This is a genomic window from Luteimonas cucumeris, from assembly GCF_007830035.1.
GTDB lineage: Bacteria > Pseudomonadota > Gammaproteobacteria > Xanthomonadales > Xanthomonadaceae > Luteimonas_C > Luteimonas_C cucumeris.
This window is the reverse complement of the sequence record NZ_VLKN01000009.1, coordinates 1-17,502: the sequence shown is the minus strand read 5'-3', so window position 1 is coordinate 17,502 and position 17,502 is coordinate 1. Positions and strand designations below refer to the sequence as shown.

The 17,502-nt window shown below is 69.1% G+C and carries 13 protein-coding genes; 7 read left to right on the top strand and 6 right to left on the bottom strand.

Translation table 11 applies throughout. From position 1 onward, the window contains the following. Positions 1-9: 9 nt before the first annotated feature. Genes recD through recC form a run of 3 tightly spaced genes read right to left on the bottom strand, consistent with a single transcriptional unit; the run spans position 10 to position 8,920 of the window. Entirely contained in the window at positions 10-1,869 is a 1,860-nt protein-coding gene (gene recD, locus IP90_RS15170; protein WP_144900510.1) for an exodeoxyribonuclease V subunit alpha, read from the bottom strand. Beyond that, the gene (locus IP90_RS15165; RefSeq protein ID WP_425477131.1) at positions 1,866-5,561 is read right to left on the bottom strand and encodes a UvrD-helicase domain-containing protein; all 3,696 of its coding nucleotides are present in this window, start codon (positions 5,559-5,561) and stop codon (positions 1,866-1,868) included. The genes recD and IP90_RS15165 overlap by 4 nt, the downstream gene beginning before the upstream one ends. Continuing rightward, positions 5,558-8,920: an exodeoxyribonuclease V subunit gamma gene (recC, locus tag IP90_RS15160; protein ID WP_144900509.1), complete on the bottom strand. Its 3,363-nt coding sequence runs from the start codon at positions 8,918-8,920 to the stop codon at positions 5,558-5,560. The genes IP90_RS15165 and recC overlap by 4 nt, the downstream gene beginning before the upstream one ends. Before the next feature lie 144 nt (positions 8,921-9,064). Here recC and IP90_RS15155 point away from each other — a divergent pair, with 144 nt between their 5' ends. The 6 genes from IP90_RS15155 to IP90_RS15130 all read left to right on the top strand — a co-directional run bounded on the left by IP90_RS15155 (position 9,065) and on the right by IP90_RS15130 (position 13,210). Further along, the gene (locus IP90_RS15155; protein ID WP_144900508.1) at positions 9,065-9,856 is read left to right on the top strand and encodes an ABC transporter ATP-binding protein; all 792 of its coding nucleotides are present in this window, start codon (positions 9,065-9,067) and stop codon (positions 9,854-9,856) included. Then, positions 9,853-10,602: an MlaE family lipid ABC transporter permease subunit gene (locus tag IP90_RS15150; protein ID WP_144900507.1), complete on the top strand. Its 750-nt coding sequence runs from the start codon at positions 9,853-9,855 to the stop codon at positions 10,600-10,602. The genes IP90_RS15155 and IP90_RS15150 overlap by 4 nt, the downstream gene beginning before the upstream one ends. A gap of 118 nt (positions 10,603-10,720) precedes the next feature. After that, positions 10,721-11,263: an outer membrane lipid asymmetry maintenance protein MlaD gene (gene mlaD / locus IP90_RS15145; RefSeq protein ID WP_144900506.1), complete on the top strand. Its 543-nt coding sequence runs from the start codon at positions 10,721-10,723 to the stop codon at positions 11,261-11,263. Then, the gene (locus tag IP90_RS15140) at positions 11,260-11,907 is read left to right on the top strand and encodes an MlaC/ttg2D family ABC transporter substrate-binding protein (protein ID WP_144900505.1); all 648 of its coding nucleotides are present in this window, start codon (positions 11,260-11,262) and stop codon (positions 11,905-11,907) included. Before mlaD ends, IP90_RS15140 begins: the two co-directional genes overlap by 4 nt. Next, positions 11,894-12,184: an STAS domain-containing protein gene (locus IP90_RS15135; RefSeq protein ID WP_144900504.1), complete on the top strand. Its 291-nt coding sequence runs from the start codon at positions 11,894-11,896 to the stop codon at positions 12,182-12,184. The genes IP90_RS15140 and IP90_RS15135 overlap by 14 nt, the downstream gene beginning before the upstream one ends. A 51-nt stretch (positions 12,185-12,235) precedes the next feature. Next, the gene (locus IP90_RS15130; RefSeq protein WP_144900503.1) at positions 12,236-13,210 is read left to right on the top strand and encodes an MlaA family lipoprotein; all 975 of its coding nucleotides are present in this window, start codon (positions 12,236-12,238) and stop codon (positions 13,208-13,210) included. Positions 13,211-13,269: 59 nt separating this feature from the next. Here IP90_RS15130 and IP90_RS15125 read toward each other — a convergent pair whose 3' ends face one another. After that, the gene (locus tag IP90_RS15125) at positions 13,270-14,616 is read right to left on the bottom strand and encodes a DNA recombination protein RmuC (RefSeq protein WP_144900502.1); all 1,347 of its coding nucleotides are present in this window, start codon (positions 14,614-14,616) and stop codon (positions 13,270-13,272) included. A gap of 152 nt (positions 14,617-14,768) precedes the next feature. On the opposite strand from IP90_RS15125, the gene IP90_RS15120 reads away from it, so the two are divergent. Then, the gene (locus tag IP90_RS15120; protein ID WP_144900501.1) at positions 14,769-15,158 is read left to right on the top strand and encodes a YciI family protein; all 390 of its coding nucleotides are present in this window, start codon (positions 14,769-14,771) and stop codon (positions 15,156-15,158) included. 45 nt (positions 15,159-15,203) lie between these two features. Here the strand turns inward: IP90_RS15120 and IP90_RS15115 are convergent, their stop codons facing one another. Both IP90_RS15115 and IP90_RS15110 read right to left on the bottom strand, forming a co-directional pair. Further along, positions 15,204-15,872: a 3-keto-disaccharide hydrolase gene (locus IP90_RS15115; RefSeq protein ID WP_158635376.1), complete on the bottom strand. Its 669-nt coding sequence runs from the start codon at positions 15,870-15,872 to the stop codon at positions 15,204-15,206. Positions 15,873-15,883: 11 nt separating this feature from the next. Then, entirely contained in the window at positions 15,884-17,065 is a 1,182-nt protein-coding gene (locus tag IP90_RS15110; protein WP_144900499.1) for a class I SAM-dependent rRNA methyltransferase, read from the bottom strand. Between the last annotated feature and the right edge of the window lie 437 nt (positions 17,066-17,502).

Genomic DNA, 17,502 nt, shown 5'->3' with positions numbered 1-17,502 from the left:
CCACGCCAGCTATCGCACCGGTGACTGCAGCCGTTGCGCCAAGCCGGAGATGCGCTGCGCATGCCGCGCCAGTGCGGCGCGCAGCACCTCTTCCGAGGCACATATGTGGAGCGCGTGGCGGGCGCGGGTGATGGCGGTATAGAGCAGTTCGCGCGACAAGGTGCGCGCGTCGTGGCGCGGCAGCAGCAGCCAGACTTCGTCGAATTCCGAACCCTGCGCCTTGTGCACGGTCATCGCGAACGCGCCGTCATGCGCAGGCAACGCCGAGGGATGGAAGCCGCGCACGCCGCCGGCACCATCGGCGAACCAGGCCGTTACCGCGCCGGTCTGTGCCGGGCCGGCCGCGGGATCGCGCAGGCACACGCCGATGTCGCCGTTGAACAGGCCATGGCGATAGCTGTTCTGCGTGACCAGCAGCAGGCGGCCATGGAAATAAGGCTCGCGCTGCGCACCGGCCAACGCTTCCTCGATGCGTGCGTTGAGCGCATGGGCGCCTTGCGCCCCATCGCGCAACGCGGTCAGCAGGCGTAGCTTCCCCGCGCAGGCCAGCGCCTGGACGGGATCGTCCAGCGTCATCAGCGCCTGCCAGTGCGCCAGCAACGGCTTGCGCGTGGCACCAGCGAGCGGATCGTGCAGGCCGGGATGGAACTGCACGCCGGCCAGCGCACCGTCGCGCAGCAGCGCCAGCGCACGATTGCCATCGCCGTTGCGCATCGCGTCGGCTAGCGGCGCCAGGTCGAGCGCATCGGACTGGCGGTAACCGCGCCGCAACTGCACGCGATGGCCGGCGAGCGGGCCGCGGTTTTCCAGCGATGGCGTCGCCGCTCCGCCTGCACCGAACCACGACGCCAGCTCCGGCGGTATCGCCGCTTCCTCGCCGGCGGCATCGCCGATAGCGGCCAGCACGTCGCCGGCTTCCACCGACGGCAGCTGGTCGCGATCGCCGAGCAGGATCAGGCGCGCGCCGTCGGGCACCGCTTCGACCAGCTTGCACATCAGTGGCAGATCGACCATCGATGCTTCGTCGATCACGATCACATCGAAGGGCAAGGGCGCATCGGCGCCGTGGCGGAAGCGCGGACTGTCGGGAATCGTGCCGAGCAACCGATGCAAGGTACGCGCGTCCTGCGGCAATGCATCGCAAAGTGCCGCGTCCACGCCGGGAATGGCGCGCAGCTGCGTTGCGACGATGCGCAGGCTTTCGGCCATGCGTTCGGCGGCACGTCCGGTCGGCGCGGCCAGCGCGATCCGCGGCAGCGTGCGACCCGCGCCGCGCGCCTGCGCCAGCAGCAACAGCAGCACGCGCGCGATGGTGGTGGTCTTGCCGGTGCCGGGGCCGCCGGTGACCAGCAGCAGAGAGCGCCGCAGCGCCAGCGCGGCGGCGCGTGCCTGTCCGCCATCGCCGGCAACCCGATCGTCGCCGTCCTGCGGGAACAGCGCCGCGAACAGCGGCTGCAGAGATGCCGCGTCGCTGTCTGCCACGGCGCTGCCGGCGATGCGCTTCAACCCCGACGCCAGGCGTCGTTCGTATTCTCGGTAGCGACGCAGGTAGAGCAGGCCCTGCTCGAACACCAGCGGCGCATCGCCCGGCGCGATCTGTTCCGGCCGAGGCGTGCCGACCCAGCGCGAATTGACCAGCTGTTCGCGCCACGCCTGCGCATCGGGCCAGTCGATCGTCGCGTCGCCGGGCAGTTGCGGCCGGGCCGGATCGAAACCGGCGTGGCCCTGGGCGATCGCCAGTGAAGCCAGCGCCGCGGCGGCGAGGACTTCATCGGGCGTGTCAGGCTCCAGCCGACGCAGGCTCTGCGCCAGCGCATGGTCGAGCGTGCGCAATCCGCCGCTGCGGTACAGCTCGTCGAGCAGGCTCATGCCGACGCTCCCATGTCACGGCCGTCGAACAACCCGTCCAGCGCGTGCACCAGTTCCGGTGCGAAGCGTCGGGCGTGGATGCCCGGCGAATCACTGCGCGTGGCATCCAGCCCACGGCAGAACAGGTAGCGCACCCCGCCGAAGTCGCGTGCGTAGTCATACCCAACCCGCTCATGGTGAGCCTGTCGAACCACCCGCTCATGGTGAGCCTGTCGAACCAGCCGGAAGCGCAGCCAGCGATGCAGGGCCACCGTGTAGATCAGCGCCTGCAGGTCGTATTCGCTGTGCGCCATCGCCTGGTCGAGGCTGGCGGCGTCATAGCCGGGCAGGCGGTTGGACTTGTAGTCGAGCAGGTACCAGCGGCCGTCGGCGTGGTAGGTCAGATCGATCTTGCCGGTCATCAGGCCTTCCAGCTGGCGGCGCAGGCCGAACGACTGCCGCTCCGGGACCACGCCATGCGCGTGCAGCAACGCGAGCAGGTCGTCGATGCGGGTCGGTTGCAGCGCGAAATGGAATTCCAGTTCGGCGCGACGCGAGGCGTCGGGCAGGTCGCAGAGGCGGCCGCCTTCGGGCAATGCGACGGTGAGGGTATGGCCGGCCAGCGCGGCCAGTTCGGCGATGCCGTCGTCGAGATCGGCATCGGCGTAACCGCCGCCGCGCAGCGCGTCGCGCAGCACGGCGTCCTGTCCTGGCGGCGCGTCGCCGCCACGCCAGTCGCGCCAGGCGTGGAAGTCGCAATGTTCGAGGGCGTCGTGCAGCACGTTGCCGAAGCGGCTGCCGCCGAAGCGACGGTCGCTGGCGACGCCATCGGCTGTCGCCAGCACCGTCGACAGCGCTTCCGGCTCGTCCTCGGCGCCGCGTTCGCCGGCAATGGCCGCGGCGCTGGTACTGCCCGTGTCGGCCTTGGCAAGCTGGGTGAAGCTGTACACCCACCAGTCGCGCGACAGCACGCGCCGTGCCTGCCGTGCTGCGTCCACGACGCAGGTCGGCGCGGGCGGCAACGGCGGCAATGCGCGCTGCAGCGGCGCGGCGTCGATGACGATGTCCGGCTGCGCGCGCAGCGCGTCAAGGTCGGCGAGCATCGGCGCCAGCGGCGTCGCGGTCGCCTGGTAAAGCGGGCCGGTCGCCAGCCAGATCGCGTGCTCGGCGCGGGTCAGGCCGACATAGAGCAGGCGCGCATCCTCGGCGCGCTGCTCGCGTTCCCGGGCCTGGACCGCCTCCTGCCAGCGCGGCGAGTCGTCGTCGCGGCCCAGCTTCCAGTGCAGCACCGCGCCGGTTTCGCCCGGCACCACGCAATGGCGCGACGGCGGATCGTCCTTCCGGCCGATGCCGGCGAACGGCAGGAACACCAGCGGGAACTCCAGGCCCTTGCTCTTGTGCAGGGTCAGGATCTGCACGCGGCGCGCGTCCGATTCCAGCCGCAGCAGCTGTTGTTCGTCGTTGGCGTCGGCTTCGGCGATCTGCCGGCGTAGCCAGTCGACCAGGCCATGCAGGCCGAGCATGCGCGCATCGGCTTCCTGCAGCAGTTCGCCCAGCTGCAGCAGGTTGGTCAGGCGGCGCTCGCCATCGGCCAGGCGCAGCAGGCGTTCCGCGTTGGCCGCGCACAGGTCGGCGACCAGCGCCAGCGGGCCATGGCGTTGCCAGCGTTCGCGCCATTGCAGCGCATGCTGCTGATGGTCGCGACGCCAGGCATCGTCGTCGTCGAGGCGGGCGATGCCGGCGCCATCGATGCCCAGCAGCGGCGTCGCCAGCGCGGCACGCAGCCGGCCTTCGTCGGCCGGCTGCAGCAATGCTTCGAATACCACCAGCAGTTCCAGCGCCTGCGCCGTCTCGAACAGGCTCTGCCGCCCGGCGGCGACCGCGGCGATGCCGGCCGCGACCAGTGCCGCCTGCATGCGCGTGGCCTCGACGTGGCTGCGCACCAGCACGGCGATGTCGCCGGGCTCGACGGGGTCGCCATCGATCAGCGCGCGTCCGGCACGCGCGTCGGCGAGCACGCCATGGATCGCCGCGACGCAGGCCTGCGCCGCCAGCGCGCGTGAGTCGTCGGCCTTGTATGGCTTGCCGTCCGCACTGGCCGGCAAGCTGCGCACGGTCATTGCCGGCGCCGGCATGTCGCGGCGCAGGTAATCGGTATCGCGGTTGCCGGCGCCGGGCTCGACCGCGTGGAAGCGGATGCGTTCGTCGACGAAGGCCGTGTCGCCGGCCTGTCGATACAGGGCCGCGATCGCGCGCAGCACGCCCGGTCGCGAACGGAAATTGTGCGTCAGAGGCGGTGCGATCCGGGCATCGCGCTTCGCGGCGAGATAAGTGTGGACGTCGCCGCCACGGAAACCGTAGATCGCCTGCTTGGGGTCGCCGATCAGGAACAGCGCCGGCGCGGCATCCGGCTCCTGCTCGTCGCCGAACACGCGGCGAAAGATCGCCCATTGCCGCGCATCGGTGTCCTGGAATTCGTCGACCAGCGCGATCGCGTATTGCCGGCGCAGCCCTGTCGCCAGCGCCGCGCCGTGGGCACTTGCCAAGGCATCGGCGACGCCGTCGATCAGGTCGTCGAAGCTCTGCACGCGGCGCGTGCGCTTGAGCTGGGCGAGACGTTGCGCGGCCTGTGCGCGCAGCTCGTGCACCAGGCGCAGCGACTGCGCGGCCAGCCATTGCTGGCGCTGCTGTCCGGCCGCGAACCAGTCGGCGAGCGCGTCGAACAAGGGCGATGCCGGCAGCCGGTCCTCGCTGCCGGCCTTGGCGCATTCGCGCAGTCGCGTCGGCGTCAGTTTGTCGAGATGGGCGGCGTCACCGCGCAAGCTGGCGCTGGCGATGCCGTCGACCAGCGATTCCCAGGCCTTGGCGTAACTGGCCGCGCGCGCCTTGCGGCCATCGATGTGCTTGGCGACGATCGCGGCGTCGAGATCGGCGCGTGCCCGTGCGCCGTGCTCGGCCAGCGCCGTGCACAGGTGGTCGAACGCGTGTTGCAGCTGCGGCAGCGGATCCGGCGTTGGCTCCGGCTGCGCCGGCAGCAGCTGCACGCTGCGCAGCAGCAGGCCCAGGTCGCTTGCCAGCGCCTGCGGGCCGCTCCACAGCGCCTGCAGCGATTCCGCGTCGCGCGCATTGGCGCCATGCGCGCGCCACAGGTCGGCGGCCAGTTCGTCGTGCAACTCGCGCTCGCTGCCGATCAGCTGCGGCGGCTCGAAGGCCTGTCCGGTCTGCAGCGCGTGCTCGCTGAGTACGCGCGCGCAGAACGCATGGATGGTGAACACCGACGCCAGGTCGATCTCGCGCTCGGCGCGTTGCAGCCGCGCCTGCAGCGAGGTGGCATCCTCGTGCCGCAGCTGGCGCTGGATGATGCGTCGGGTCACTTCAGCTTCCGCCGAATCGCCGCTCGCAGCGCTCGCGGAACCAGCCGGTGCAGCGACGAACCCGGCGGCCATCGTCGCGGCCAGCGCAAGGCGCTGGCGCAGGCGCGCGCGCAGTTCCTGGGTCGCCGCCTCGGTGAACGTCACCGCCAGGATCTGACCCAGGCGCAGGTCGCGCTCCACCACCAGCCGGGTGACCAGGGTGGCGAGGGTGAAGGTCTTGCCGGTGCCGGCGCTGGCCTCGATCAGGCGCACGCCGTCCAGCGCCACGTCGAGATAGGCGTCGTCCGCCATGGCGGCCACCGCGTTGGCGTCGTCGACGCGGTCGTCGATCACGCTCATGCCGCCGCCTCCGCATCGCGACCGTGCACGACCGCATCGAACACGATGCGCGCGATCGCACGGAATTCCTCGCCGAGTTCTTCATCGGCGAAGGGATCGCGTCCGCGCAGCGCCAGCCGCGCGCTGTCGGTATCGCCTTCGCTGAAGCCACGATCCGCATGCCATAGCCGCTGTGCCGCGGCCCAGCCCTTGTCGGGATTGTCGGCGTCATACCAGGCCCAGCCGGCACGCGCGCCGAACGGCAGCGGCGCGCTCAGGCCCTGCGTGCGCAGGCGCAGCAGCGCGCGCAACGCGTCCCGCGCGGCGCCGCTGTCGGCGGGAACGCGCAGCAAGGGGCCGGGGCCATCCTCGCCGCCATGGAACTGCGCCAGCACGCGACCGCGGCCGAGCGCGCTCAGCACCAGCCAGTCCAGGCCGTGGCTGATCTGCGCCGGACCGTGCAGTTTGTCGAAGCGGAATCGTGCCAGGCCATGGCGATACAGCTCGTCGACGCGACCTTGCAGGCGCACGCCATCCAGGTCGAGTTCGAAGATGTCCGACGCGGATTGGTCGGCACCGCGCCAGCGCACGAAAGCATCCGCATACGGCCCGACCTGCGCCAGCAGATCGACCAGTTCACGCTCGCCCAGCGGACCGGACGACAGCAGCGCCTGCGCACGCAGTCGTGTGTACAGACCGTCGCGCTCGCCGCGTGCGCAGGCGGCGAACACCGCCTGCTGCAGCTGCCAGCGCTGCAGTCCGGCCGGCGGCGGCGACAGCGGCTCGCAGTCGTCGCCGGCGGCAATCGCTTCCGGCAGACGGATCGCCAGGCGCTGGCGCAGGAAGGCATCGGCCGGATCACGCAGGAAGTTGCGCAGCTCGACCAGCGCCAGGATTTGGGTGGCCGCCGGCGGCGGCAAGGCTTCGACCAGCCAGCGCTCGGGCGCCATGCGCTGCGTGCGATCAACGTCGGCGGCTGGATGCCATTCGTCACGATAGCTGTAGCGACGCGGTTCGTCGCCGTCGCTGTCGCCGCCGAACGCCGCCGGTGCGAACGGCTGCAGCGGGTGATGCACGACCAGCGCGCGGCGCGCGGCGACGGGATCGTCGTGATACGCGGCGGCGGCATCGAGCAGTTCGGCCACCAGCAGCGACGGCTCGCGCGCACTGCCGTCGCGCGGGTGCGCGCCGAGATAACTGAGATAGAACACGTCGGCCGCCGCGGCGAACAGCTGCAGGAACAGGAAGCGGTCGTCGTCACGCAGCGAACGGTCGCCGGGGCGACGCCTGCTGCTGCCCAGTTCGGCGGTGAGCTGGTTGAGGCCGGCACCGGGATCGCGGCGCGGATAGTCGCCGTCGTTCATGCCCAGCACGCAGATCGCGCGGAACGGCAGCAAGCGCATCGGCACCATGCGACCGAAGCTGACGCCGCCGGTGAGCAGCGGTGCACGCGTGTCGGCCTGTGCCAGCGCCGCGGCGAAATGCGCGCGCACCACTTCCGGCGGCAGCGCGGCGTCGAAACCGGCCCGCTGTGCGCCATCGGCGAAGTCGCCGATCAGCTGGCGCAGGCGTTCCAGCGCGCGCTGCTCGGCGTGGCCCTGCAGTGGCAGCGGCAGAAGTGCATCGAGCAGCCCGAGCAGGCGCTCGCGCCATTGCGCCGGCGTCATCGCCGCATCGAGCCGGCGCTCGTGGCGCGCGAGCACGCGCAGCAGGCGGACCAGGGTGTCGAGCGCGACCAGCGCGCTGCCTTCGATTTCCGTGTACGGCGCGACGCCTGCGATCAGGTCGCCGTCGGTGTTGTCATCGTCGACATCGCCGCTGGCATGACCGAGCAGCAGGCGGTCGAGCGCGAACGTCCAGGTGTAGGCATCGTCGCGCGGCGCCTGATGCCGTTCGCGGTGCGCGGCATCCAGACCCCAGCGCGCGCCGGCTGCGTGCAGCCAGGCATGCAGGTGCTCCAGCGCCGGGGCGTCGAGGCCGGCGGCCGCGGCGATCGGTGGACTGCCGAGCAGGTCGAGGATCTCGTTGAGCCCGAAGCGCGACACCGGCAATGCCAGCAGGCGCAGGAACACTTCCGCCAGCGGTTCGCCGGCCAGCGGACTGGTGTCGGCCAGCGCATAGGGAATGAAGTCGGCGCGACCGGCGCGGCCGCCGAACACCGCCTCGATGTGTGGCGCATACGGATCGATGTCCGGCGCCAGCACCGCCACTTCGCGCGGCTGCAGCGGTGGATCGAAACGCGGGTCCTCGAACAGGCCACGCAGCTGGTCGTGCAGCACCTGCACTTCGCGCAGGCGGGTGTGGCAGGCATGCACCTGCAGGCTGGGATCGTGGCGATCGACCGTCGCACGCGCGCCGCCGGATGGCGTCGCGCGTCGATGGAACAGGTCGCGCTGCAATCGCTGCAGCAGGCTGTCACGCAACAGGCCATCGACGCGCAGTTCCGGGTCGGCGTAGGCGGCGATCTCGCCCGACGGATGCACCACTTCGTAGCTGCCCAACACCGCCATGAAATCGCGACCGGCAGCGCCCCAGGCCTGCAGCAGCGGATTGTCCGCGAACGCGTCGTCGCCCGCGGCGAACGGATCGGCGGCCTGCGCGCGCAGGCGTTCGGCCAGCGTCTGCAGGTCGCCCCAGTACGCGCGGGTCGGTGTCGGCAGGTAGAAATGCAGCACGCCGACGCGGGCCTGCGTGGCGATCACGCGCAGCACGTCCGGCGAGACATTCAAGGTCGCGAACGCGAACAGCCGCGGTGGCAGCCCGGCCGGCAACGACGCATCGGCGGCGGCGAAGCGCGTCAGGTAATCGTCGATGCGGCGCGCGCGATGGCTGCGGCCGCGCGCCACCCGGCGCCACAGTACGGCCTGCGGATCGCGCGGTGCCTGGCCGGCTTCCCAGCCCAGCAGCCAGTCGCGGCGCCAGGCCTGGTATTTCTCGAACACCGAGGCCAGTTCGCCGGCCAGCGACCAGGGTTTGAGCGCGTCGTCGCTGCCGGCGGCATGACCGGCGTCGAGGTAGCGCCGCAAAGGTTGCAGGACCGGATCGCGCAGCGTCGCCGGATCGGTCAGCGCGGCATACAGGTGCCAGCGCAGCGTGTCGGCGTCGAGGTCATCGGCAGGCGTCGGCGTCGGCACGTTGGCGTCGAGCGCGCGGCGCACGAATTCGCCGGGCGTCAGGAACTCGAGATTGGCGGCGATGCCGTGGGCCCGCGCCAGCGTCGCCTGCAACCAGCGTCGCATCGCCACCTGCGGGACCAGCACGATGTCCGGCGCCAGCAGCGCCTGCCCCGGCGCCGGCGTGCGCAGTTCGTCGGCCAGCAACCCCGCCAGTACTTCCAGCGCATTGGAGTGGTAGAGGCGGAAGTCGGGTACGACAGGCATGCGGCATGATGCCGCAGCGGTGTCGCAATCGCCGAGACCCGGACATCGATGCGCGCCGTTGAGGGACGATGCGCTACTCCCACGTCGTTCAGGCGCCGTTGCCCAAACTTTGCAGGTTTTTCGCTGAGCGCCCACTTGTCCCGCATGGATCCAACGCCGAACGCCGTCCGCCTGACCGATGTCCGCCTGCACCGCGGCGGCCGCGCGGTGCTGCGCGACGTGTCACTGGACGTGCCGCGCGGCAGCATCACCGCGGTGCTGGGACCCAGCGGCAGCGGCAAGTCGACGCTGCTGGCGGCGCTGACCGGCGAACTGGTGCCTGCCGGTGGCCGCGTCGAGGTATTCGGCCAGCCGGTGCCGCAGGCCAAGCACGCGCTGCTGGAAATGCGCAAGAGCGTTGGCGTACTGCTGCAGGGCAACGGCCTGCTCACCGACCTGACCGTGGCCGAGAATGTGGCGTTGCCGCTGCAGGCGCATACGCAGCTGCCGAAGCCGGTGATCGCGCGGCTGGTGGCGATGAAGCTGCATGCGGTCGGCCTGCGCGCGGCCGCCGAGCTGTTTCCACGCGAACTGTCCGGCGGCATGGCGCGCCGCGTCGCGCTGGCGCGGGCGCTGGCACTGGATCCGCCGCTGATGATCTACGACGAACCGCTGACCGGCCTGGATCCGATCGCCTCGGGCGTGATCATGAGCCTGATCAAGCGTCTCAACGACACCCTCGGCCTGACCAGCATCATCGTCACCCACCACGTCCATGAAACCATGCCGGTGGCCGACCACGCGGTGGTGATCGCCAATGGCGGCATCGTGTTCTCCGGCACGCCGGCACAGCTGCAGGCCAGCACGGATCCGCTGGTGAAGCAGTTCCTCAATGGCGAACCGGATGGGCCGATCGCGTTCGACAGCGCTGGTGCAATGGCGGGGAGCGCGGCATGAGTTTCGTCGCATCGGTGCGCTCGCTCGGCCAGGCCGGCCTGTTCTCGTTGTCGGTGCTGCGCGCCTCGGCGCCGACCCGCGACTTCTGGCGCGAACTGGTCCGCGAGATCTACAAGATCGGCGCGCGCAGCCTGCCCATCGTCGCCGCCGGCGGCGCCTTCGTCGGCCTGTCGGTGACGTTGCTGGGCTACCGCGCGCTGGAAACCTACGGCGCCACCAGCCAGGTCAGCGTGCTGCTGGGCCTGGGCCTGTACCGCGAACTGGGGCCAGTGCTGACCGCGCTGCTGTTCGTCGGTCGCGCCGGCTCGTCGATCGCCGCCGAACTCGGGCTCATGCGCGCCACCGACCAGATCACCGCGCTCGGGCTGATGGCGATCGATCCGATCGCCAAGGCGGTGGCGCCGCGCTTCTGGGCCGCCGTTATCTGCGTGCCGTTGCTGACCGCATTCTTCATCAGCCTGGCGATCAGCGCCGGTTACTTCGAGGCCGTGCACGTGATCGGCGTGGATGCCGGCACGTTCTGGCAGACGCTGAAGGACAGCGTCGATTTCTCGAAGGACTACTGCATCGCCTTCCTCAAGGCGGCGGTGTTCGGCGGCACCGCGGCGCTGGTCGCGTCGTATGTCGGCTTCCATTCCGAGCCGACCATCGAGGGCACGTCGGTGGCCACCACGCGCGCGGTGGTCAACGCATCGCTGCTGGTGCTGATGTTCAATTTCGTACTTTCCGCTTTGTTGTTTAGATGAGGGGCTGGGATCTGGGATCTGGGGACTGAAAAGCAGAAGCGGTTCGACCAGCTCTTAGTCCCCAGATCCCAGATCCCAGCCCCCGAGTTCCCAATTCACCCGTTGCAAGGATTACCCCATGGCCATCCGTGGTCCACGTCTCGAATTCGCGGTCGGCGCCTTCCTGCTGCTGGCGCTGGCCTCGCTGCTGGTGCTGGCGATCGCCTCGACCAACGGCAAGTTCGGCTTCGGCGGCGCCGACACCTATCCACTGAAAGCGCGTTTCGGCAGCATCGGCCAGCTGCGGCCGTCGGCGCCGGTGAAGATCGGCGGCGTGACCATCGGCAGTGTGGGTCAGATTCAGCTTGATCCGGTCAAATTCGACTCCATCGTCACTCTCGACATCGACCAGCGCTACAAGGACCTGCCCGCCGACACCTCGGCCGGCATCTTCACCAGCGGACTGCTCGGCGAAAGTTTCATCGGCCTGCAGCCCGGCGGTGATGTGGAGGTCCTGAAGCCCGGCGACGAGATCGCCTTCACCCAGTCCGCGGTCGACCTGATGCAACTGGTCGGCAAGTACATGTTCGGCGGTGGTGCGGGCGGATCGACGCCGGCCGCGACCGACGGTTCCGATGCAGCTCCTGCTCCCCAGCAAACTCCTACGGAAGAGACTCCATGAAGCAGACCCTTCTTTCGATCCTGATCGCGGCCGCGGTGGCGGCCATCGCGCCCATTGCCGCGCACGCGCAGCAGGCCACGCCCGCCGCGCGCCAGAACACGCCGAGCCAGATCGTGCTGAGCAACAGCACGCGCATCCTGACCACGCTGGAGAACCGGCGCGAAGAGTTCACCAAGGACCGCGTCGCGCTGCGCCAGTTCATGACCAGCGAGTTCAACCAGATGTTCGACCGCGACTATTCCGGCCGGCTGGTGCTGGGCCGCCATGGCCGCGGCGCGTCCGAAGCCGACGTCAAGCTGTTCTCCGATGCGCTGGCCGAAAACCTGATGCAGCGCTACGGCGCCTCGCTGCTGGACTTCAACACCCAGCTCAAGGTGCGGGTGAAGTCGGAATCGGCGCTGCCCGGTGGTCGTGGCGTGCGCGTGTCCAGCGAATTCCTGCGCGCCGGCGGAGAACCCATTCCGGTCGATTACCTGATGCGCCAGGTCGGCGGCCAATGGAAGGTGTTCGACGTGATGGTCGAAGGCGTGTCCTACGTGCAGACCTTCCGCACCCAGTTCGACACGCCGCTGTCGCAGAAGTCGATCGCCCAGGTCGCCGCCGAGCTTAAGGCCGGCAGCATGCAGGCCGATGCCGCCAACTGACGCCAGCGTGCGTCTCGACGGCGGCGCGCTGGTATTCACCGGCGCGCTCGACCGCGCCGCGGTGGCGGCGCTGTGGCCGCAGGCGCTGGCCGCGCTCGGCCAGGCGCGCCGGTTCGACCTGCGTGCGGTGCGCCATATCGACAGCGCCGGACTGGCCTTGCTGGCCGAACTGGCGGCGCGTGGCGGCCATGTGCTGCCGCTGGATGGCGATCCGCCGGGGCTGGCAGAACTGCGCGCCGCGTACCGGCTGTCGCCGCCACTGGCCTTCGACGCCTGATCGCGCCGGCCGCCCGCGCGGCCGCACCTTCGGCTCAGCTATACTGAACCCATGCGTCCATTAATTAATTCGCTGGCGTTGTCGATCGCCCTGGTCCTGTGCGACAACGCGTGGGCACAGACCGCGCCCGAGTCCGCGCCGGCCGCAGCCGATGCCGCGCCGACGCAGGAGATCGCGCCTGCGCCACTGCAGCCGCCCGCGCAGACGGACGCACCGACGCAGGCCGAGCAGGATTTCAACGCGCTCTATGGCGCCTCCCAATACGATCCGGTCGCCGATCCGACCCTGCCGCCGGGCGTGGAGACCTCCGCGCCCTACGATCCGTGGGAGCGGTACAACCGACGCATGCACGCCTTCAACAACCAGGTCGACAGGACGGTCGCCAAGCCCCTGGCCAAGGCCTACGTGGCGGCGGTGCCGCGTCCGGTACGGCTCGGGGTCAGCAATTTCTTCAACAACCTCGGGCAGCCGGTCAGCGCGGTGAATGCGCTGCTGCAGGGCAAGCCGAAGCAGGCCGCGCAGTCGCTGGGCCGGTTCGTGATGAATTCCACGCTGGGGATCGGCGGCATCTTCGATCCGGCCAGCGACGCGAAGATCCCGAACAAGAGCGAGGACTTCGGACAGACGCTCGGCGTATGGGGCTGGAAGCGGTCGCGTTACGTTGAACTGCCGCTGTTCGGCCCGCGCACCGTGCGCGACACCTTCGGCATGCTCGGCGACGCGCCGCTGTCGCCGATCCGCACGATCGAGGAAGACAAGGTGCGCGTCTTCACCCAGGGCGCGCAGCTGGTCGACGTGCGCGCGCAATTGCTGCCGCTGGACAGCCTGCGCGAAGGCGCCAGCGACGAGTACGCGTTGTTCCGCGATGGCTGGTCGCAGCGACGCAACTACCAGATCCACGGCGACCGCGACGCCGAAAAGCAGTCCGACCTGCCCGACTACCTGCGCGAAGAGGAAAACAATCCGACGGTGCCGGCGGACGCGATGCCGATCATGCCGACCGATACGGGGTTCGATATCAACTGACGTGGCATGGCAGGCTGTTGATGGTCGCCATGCGGCCGCGTGACCTGGCTGCGCCGCCGCTATTCCGCCTCGTCGCTACGCTCCGTATCTCCCAACAGCCGCTGCGTTTCGGCGCCGGGCAGCGTTTCCACACTTTTGAGCTGGCGTTCGATCGCGCGCGTGCGAACACCGGCGGCCTTGATGCTGTTCTGCACCGTTTCCAGCTGCGTATGCGTCTTCTCCAGCACGCCGGCGAACTTGCCGAACTCGGCCTTGACCGCGCCGAGCAGCTGCCAGACCTCGCTGGAACGCTGCTCGATCGCCAGCGTGCGAAAACCCATCTGCAGGCTGTTGAGCAGCGCCAGCAACGTGGTCGGCCCGACCAGGGTGACCCGGCACTCGCGCTGCAGGCTGTCGAACAGGCCCGGGCGCCGCAGCACTTCCGCATACAGGCCTTCGGTGGGCAGGAACAGCAATGCGAAGTCGGTGGTGTGCGGCGGCGCGATGTACTTGTCACGAATGCGCCTGGCCTCAAGGCGCACCTGCCGTTCCAGAGCCGCCGATGCTGCCGCAACGGCTTCGACGTCGACGCGGTCCTGCGCATCCATCAGCCGTTCGTAATCCTCGCGCGGAAATTTGGCGTCGATCGGCAGCCGGATCGGCTGTCCGGCCTGGACGCCGGGAAGCTTCACTGCGTACTCGACGCGCTCGCTGCTGCCAGGCACCGTGGCGTAGTTGGTGTCGTACTGCTCGATCGTCAGCACCTGCTCCAGCAACGCGCCGAGCTGCACTTCGCCGAAGGTGCCGCGGGTCTTGACGTTGGTCAGCACGCGCTTGAGGTCGCCGACGCCGGCGGCCAGCTGCTGCATCTCGCCGAGGCCGCGCTGGACCTGTTCCAGGCGCTCGGACACCAGCTTGAACGACGCGCCCAGGCGCGTTTCAAGCGTGGTCTGCAGCTTCTCGTCGACCGTGGCGCGCATCTGTTCGAGCCGGGCCGCGTTGTCGGTCTGCAGTTCGCGCAGTTTCTGTTCCAGCGTCGCGCGCATCTCGCCGATGCGTAGCTCGTTGCGCTGGGTCAGTTCGGCCAGGCGCTGGCCCAACGCATCCTCGAAGCGCTTCTGCTGCTCGGAGCTGTCGCTGCGCGCCTTGCGTGCGTCTTCGGTCAGCGCCTCGCGCAGCACGTCCAGGCGCTGGTCGGTGCGCACGGCCATGTCGTTGAGCCGGCTGCCGAAGCCTTCGATGCGCTGTTCCTGCGCCAGCGACAGGCTGTCGAGTTGCTGGCGCAATTCGCCGCGACCCTCGCGCTGCTCCTCGCGCAGGGCGCGCTCCAGCGCCTGCTCCGGCTTGCGCAGCAGCAACAGGACCAGCAATACGATGGCGATGGCGACCGCCACCAGCAGCAGGATCAGCAGCGTTCCGGGATTCATGGCGCCAGTGTAGCGAGGCGGGTCTCAGGAGGTGAGTCGTGGAGGCCGCGCTTGCCATCCGTTCCGCGCAGCGGGCAGGAGAAGACCGGGGCGACGGGGCGGGCGGGTAATATCGGCAACTCCATCGCGCCGACTTCAGGAGCAGGACCGTCATGACCGCAACCGATCAATCCCACGACTACCTGGTGTTGTCGCGTGGGCAATGGGACAAGGACGCATCGCCGGAGGCGATCCAGTCGGCCATCGACGGGTTCTACTCGTGGCTGGAAGAGCATGTCGCCGCGGGACGGATCAAGACCGGACACCGGCTGGAGCGCGCGGGCGCCACGGTATCGCGCAAGTCCATGCTGATGGACGGGCCGTTCGGCGAGACCAAGGAACTCATCGGCGGCTACTGGTTCGTGGTCGCGCGTTCGCTGGAAGAGGCCGCCAAGTTGCTTTCGGAAAGCCCGACCCTGCGCCACGGCCTGTTCTACGAAGTGCGTCCGCTGGAAACCGAACGCGCCAGCGCCTACGTGCGCAGCAACGAAACACCGGAGTGACCGTTCCGTACTGCCGCCGCGAAGACGAGTGGATGTGGAAAGAAGCTAAAGCGGCCTGATGCGGATATTGCGGAATCGCACCGTGTCGCCGTGATCCTGCAATGCGATATGTCCACGCCGTGCAGTCGCGAAGGCCGGATGGGCGGCGAACTTGCTCGCCGCCACGCGCCGCTTCCAGTCGTCGCTGTCCAGGTCGTAACGGGCCACCTGCACGCCGTTGAGCCAGTGTTCCACCTTTGCGCCGCGGGCCACGATGCGCACATGGTTGTATTCGCCCGCCGGCCTCACCGCAGACGCAAACGGCGCGTACAGATCGTAGACGCTGCCGGCGCGGTGCTTCGGGTCGTGCCGGTCCTCGGCCGCGGCATCGTCCAGCACCTGCATTTCGACTGCGGATTGCCACACCGGCTCGGCATCGGCGGCGCGATAGAAGATGCCGCTGTTGCCGCCGGGCGCGATCCGCCATTCCAGTTCCAGTTCGAAATCGGCGAACGTGCCTTCGCTGACGATGTCGCCGCCGCCGGCTGCGGTCAGCACCAGCTCGCCGTCGATCGCCTGCCAGCGCGGATCGATCGTGTCGCGACCGACGTTGTGCCAGCCATGCGTGCTGCGGCCGTCGAACAACGGCTGCCATTCCTGCGCAGCGGCAGGCGGCAACGGCCGCGCCGCAGCACCGGCCATCGCCAGCACGGCCGCGAACAACAGCGGTGGCATGCCGGCTCGCATCAGTCCAAGACGCGGCAGAACACGGCCTTGAGATAGCGCGATTCCTGCACGTTGGCCAGGAACGGATGGTCGGCGCCGGCGCCGGCGACCTTCAGTACCTGGATCGTGCGGTTGGCGTAGAACGCAGCGCGACGCAGCATGTCGAGGAACTGTTCCTCGCTGACAAGGCCGGTGCACGAGAACGTCGCGAACAGTCCGCCGGGCCTGACCACGCCCAGCGCCAGCTTGTTCATGTCGAGGTATTTCTTCAGCGCCGGGATCACCTGTTCGCGGTCGCGCGTCATCTTGGCAGGATCGAGGATCACCACGTCATACAGGTCACCGGCGTTACCGGCATCGCGCAGCCACGGGAAGATGTCGGCCTGCACGAAGCGCACGCGGACATCGTTCAACTTCGCGTTGCCCTTGGCGATGGCCAGCACGTCCTCGTCGATGTCCACGCCAACGACTTCTTCCGCGCCACGCACCTTGGCGTAGACGCCGAAGCCGCCGGTGTTGCAGCACAGGTCAAGCACGCGCTTGCCGGCAACGTGCTGCGACAGCCACTGCCGGTTCTCGCGCTGGTCGGCGAAGAAACCGGTCTTGTGCGCGCCGGCTGGATCTGCGCGGAACTTCACGCCATGCTCGCTGATGATGCTCGGCGTCGGCGACCCGCCACCGCTGTAGACCGGCTTGTAGTCGAAGCTTTCCTGCTTCTGCACGTGCTCCTCGGCGAAGCTGTAGAAGCGCGCGCCGGGGAAATGCTGCCGCAACGCGTCGTAGATCCACTCGCGATGGCGGAACATCCCGGCGCTGAAGAATTCCACCACCAGCAGGTCGCTGTAACGATCCACGACCAGGCCGCTGAGACCGTCGCCCTCGCTGTGCACCACACGCCAGGCGTCGGACACCTCGTCGAGCTTCAGTACATCGCGACGCAGCGCGACCGCCTCGCCGATCCTGCGCGCGAACCAGCCGGCGTCGACCACGGTGCCGGGATTGGCCTCGAGAATGCGCACCGCGATGCGCGAATGCCCGTTGTAGAAGCCGCGACCGATCCATTCGCCGTCCAAGCCGACCACATCGACCAGGCTGCCCGGCTTGGGCCGCTGCACCGGCTTCTCGACCAGTTTCTGGAAGATCCAGGGATGGCTGGAACGCCAGGCGTTCTTCAGGCGGACAGTGGGCAGCGGCTCGTTCATCCGCTCATTTTACGCGTGGCGGGTGGCAAGCGACGCCAAACGCTTTCACTGCTCGAAGCAACAGTCACCAACGTCACAGACCCGGAGGGCGGCGGTCATGGGTGAGCCGGTGCGCGAGCCGCTGGCGCGGGCCGGGCTTTTGCCGAAGGCAAAAGGCGAGTCGGAAAATCTCCGAGAACTACCCAACCGCAACGGGATCTTTGTCGGGAAAGGGCTTTCCTCTTGGCCCATAAAGAGAAAGTGACCCGCACGCGGCAGCGGGCGGAAGCTCTGCAGTTGGCGGCAAAGAGCAGAAGAGCGGTTGGCGGCGACAATGCAAGTTCCCGACCCTGCGGGTCGGCTGTTCCGCCCGCTGCCGCGTGCGGGTCACTTTCTTTGCTGGCCCAAAGAAAGTAACCAAAGAAAGGGCCCGAAGCCGGCTTGGCAGGCGTTGCACT

Excerpts from the sequence above, each read along its gene's own strand:
- recD (WP_144900510.1), bottom strand. The coding sequence starts at position 1,869 with ATGAGCCTGCTCGACGAGCTGTACCGCAGCGGCGGATTGCGCACGCTC.
- IP90_RS15165 (WP_425477131.1), bottom strand. The coding sequence starts at position 5,561 with ATGAGCGTGATCGACGACCGCGTCGACGACGCCAACGCGGTGGCCGCC.
- recC (WP_144900509.1), bottom strand. The coding sequence starts at position 8,920 with ATGCCTGTCGTACCCGACTTCCGCCTCTACCACTCCAATGCGCTGGAA.
- IP90_RS15155 (WP_144900508.1), top strand. The coding sequence starts at position 9,065 with ATGGATCCAACGCCGAACGCCGTCCGCCTGACCGATGTCCGCCTGCAC.
- IP90_RS15150 (WP_144900507.1), top strand. The coding sequence starts at position 9,853 with ATGAGTTTCGTCGCATCGGTGCGCTCGCTCGGCCAGGCCGGCCTGTTC.
- mlaD (WP_144900506.1), top strand. The coding sequence starts at position 10,721 with ATGGCCATCCGTGGTCCACGTCTCGAATTCGCGGTCGGCGCCTTCCTG.
- IP90_RS15140 (WP_144900505.1), top strand. The coding sequence starts at position 11,260 with ATGAAGCAGACCCTTCTTTCGATCCTGATCGCGGCCGCGGTGGCGGCC.
- IP90_RS15135 (WP_144900504.1), top strand. The coding sequence starts at position 11,894 with ATGCCGCCAACTGACGCCAGCGTGCGTCTCGACGGCGGCGCGCTGGTA.
- IP90_RS15130 (WP_144900503.1), top strand. The coding sequence starts at position 12,236 with ATGCGTCCATTAATTAATTCGCTGGCGTTGTCGATCGCCCTGGTCCTG.
- IP90_RS15125 (WP_144900502.1), bottom strand. The coding sequence starts at position 14,616 with ATGAATCCCGGAACGCTGCTGATCCTGCTGCTGGTGGCGGTCGCCATC.
- IP90_RS15120 (WP_144900501.1), top strand. The coding sequence starts at position 14,769 with ATGACCGCAACCGATCAATCCCACGACTACCTGGTGTTGTCGCGTGGG.
- IP90_RS15115 (WP_158635376.1), bottom strand. The coding sequence starts at position 15,872 with ATGCCACCGCTGTTGTTCGCGGCCGTGCTGGCGATGGCCGGTGCTGCG.
- IP90_RS15110 (WP_144900499.1), bottom strand. The coding sequence starts at position 17,065 with ATGAACGAGCCGCTGCCCACTGTCCGCCTGAAGAACGCCTGGCGTTCC.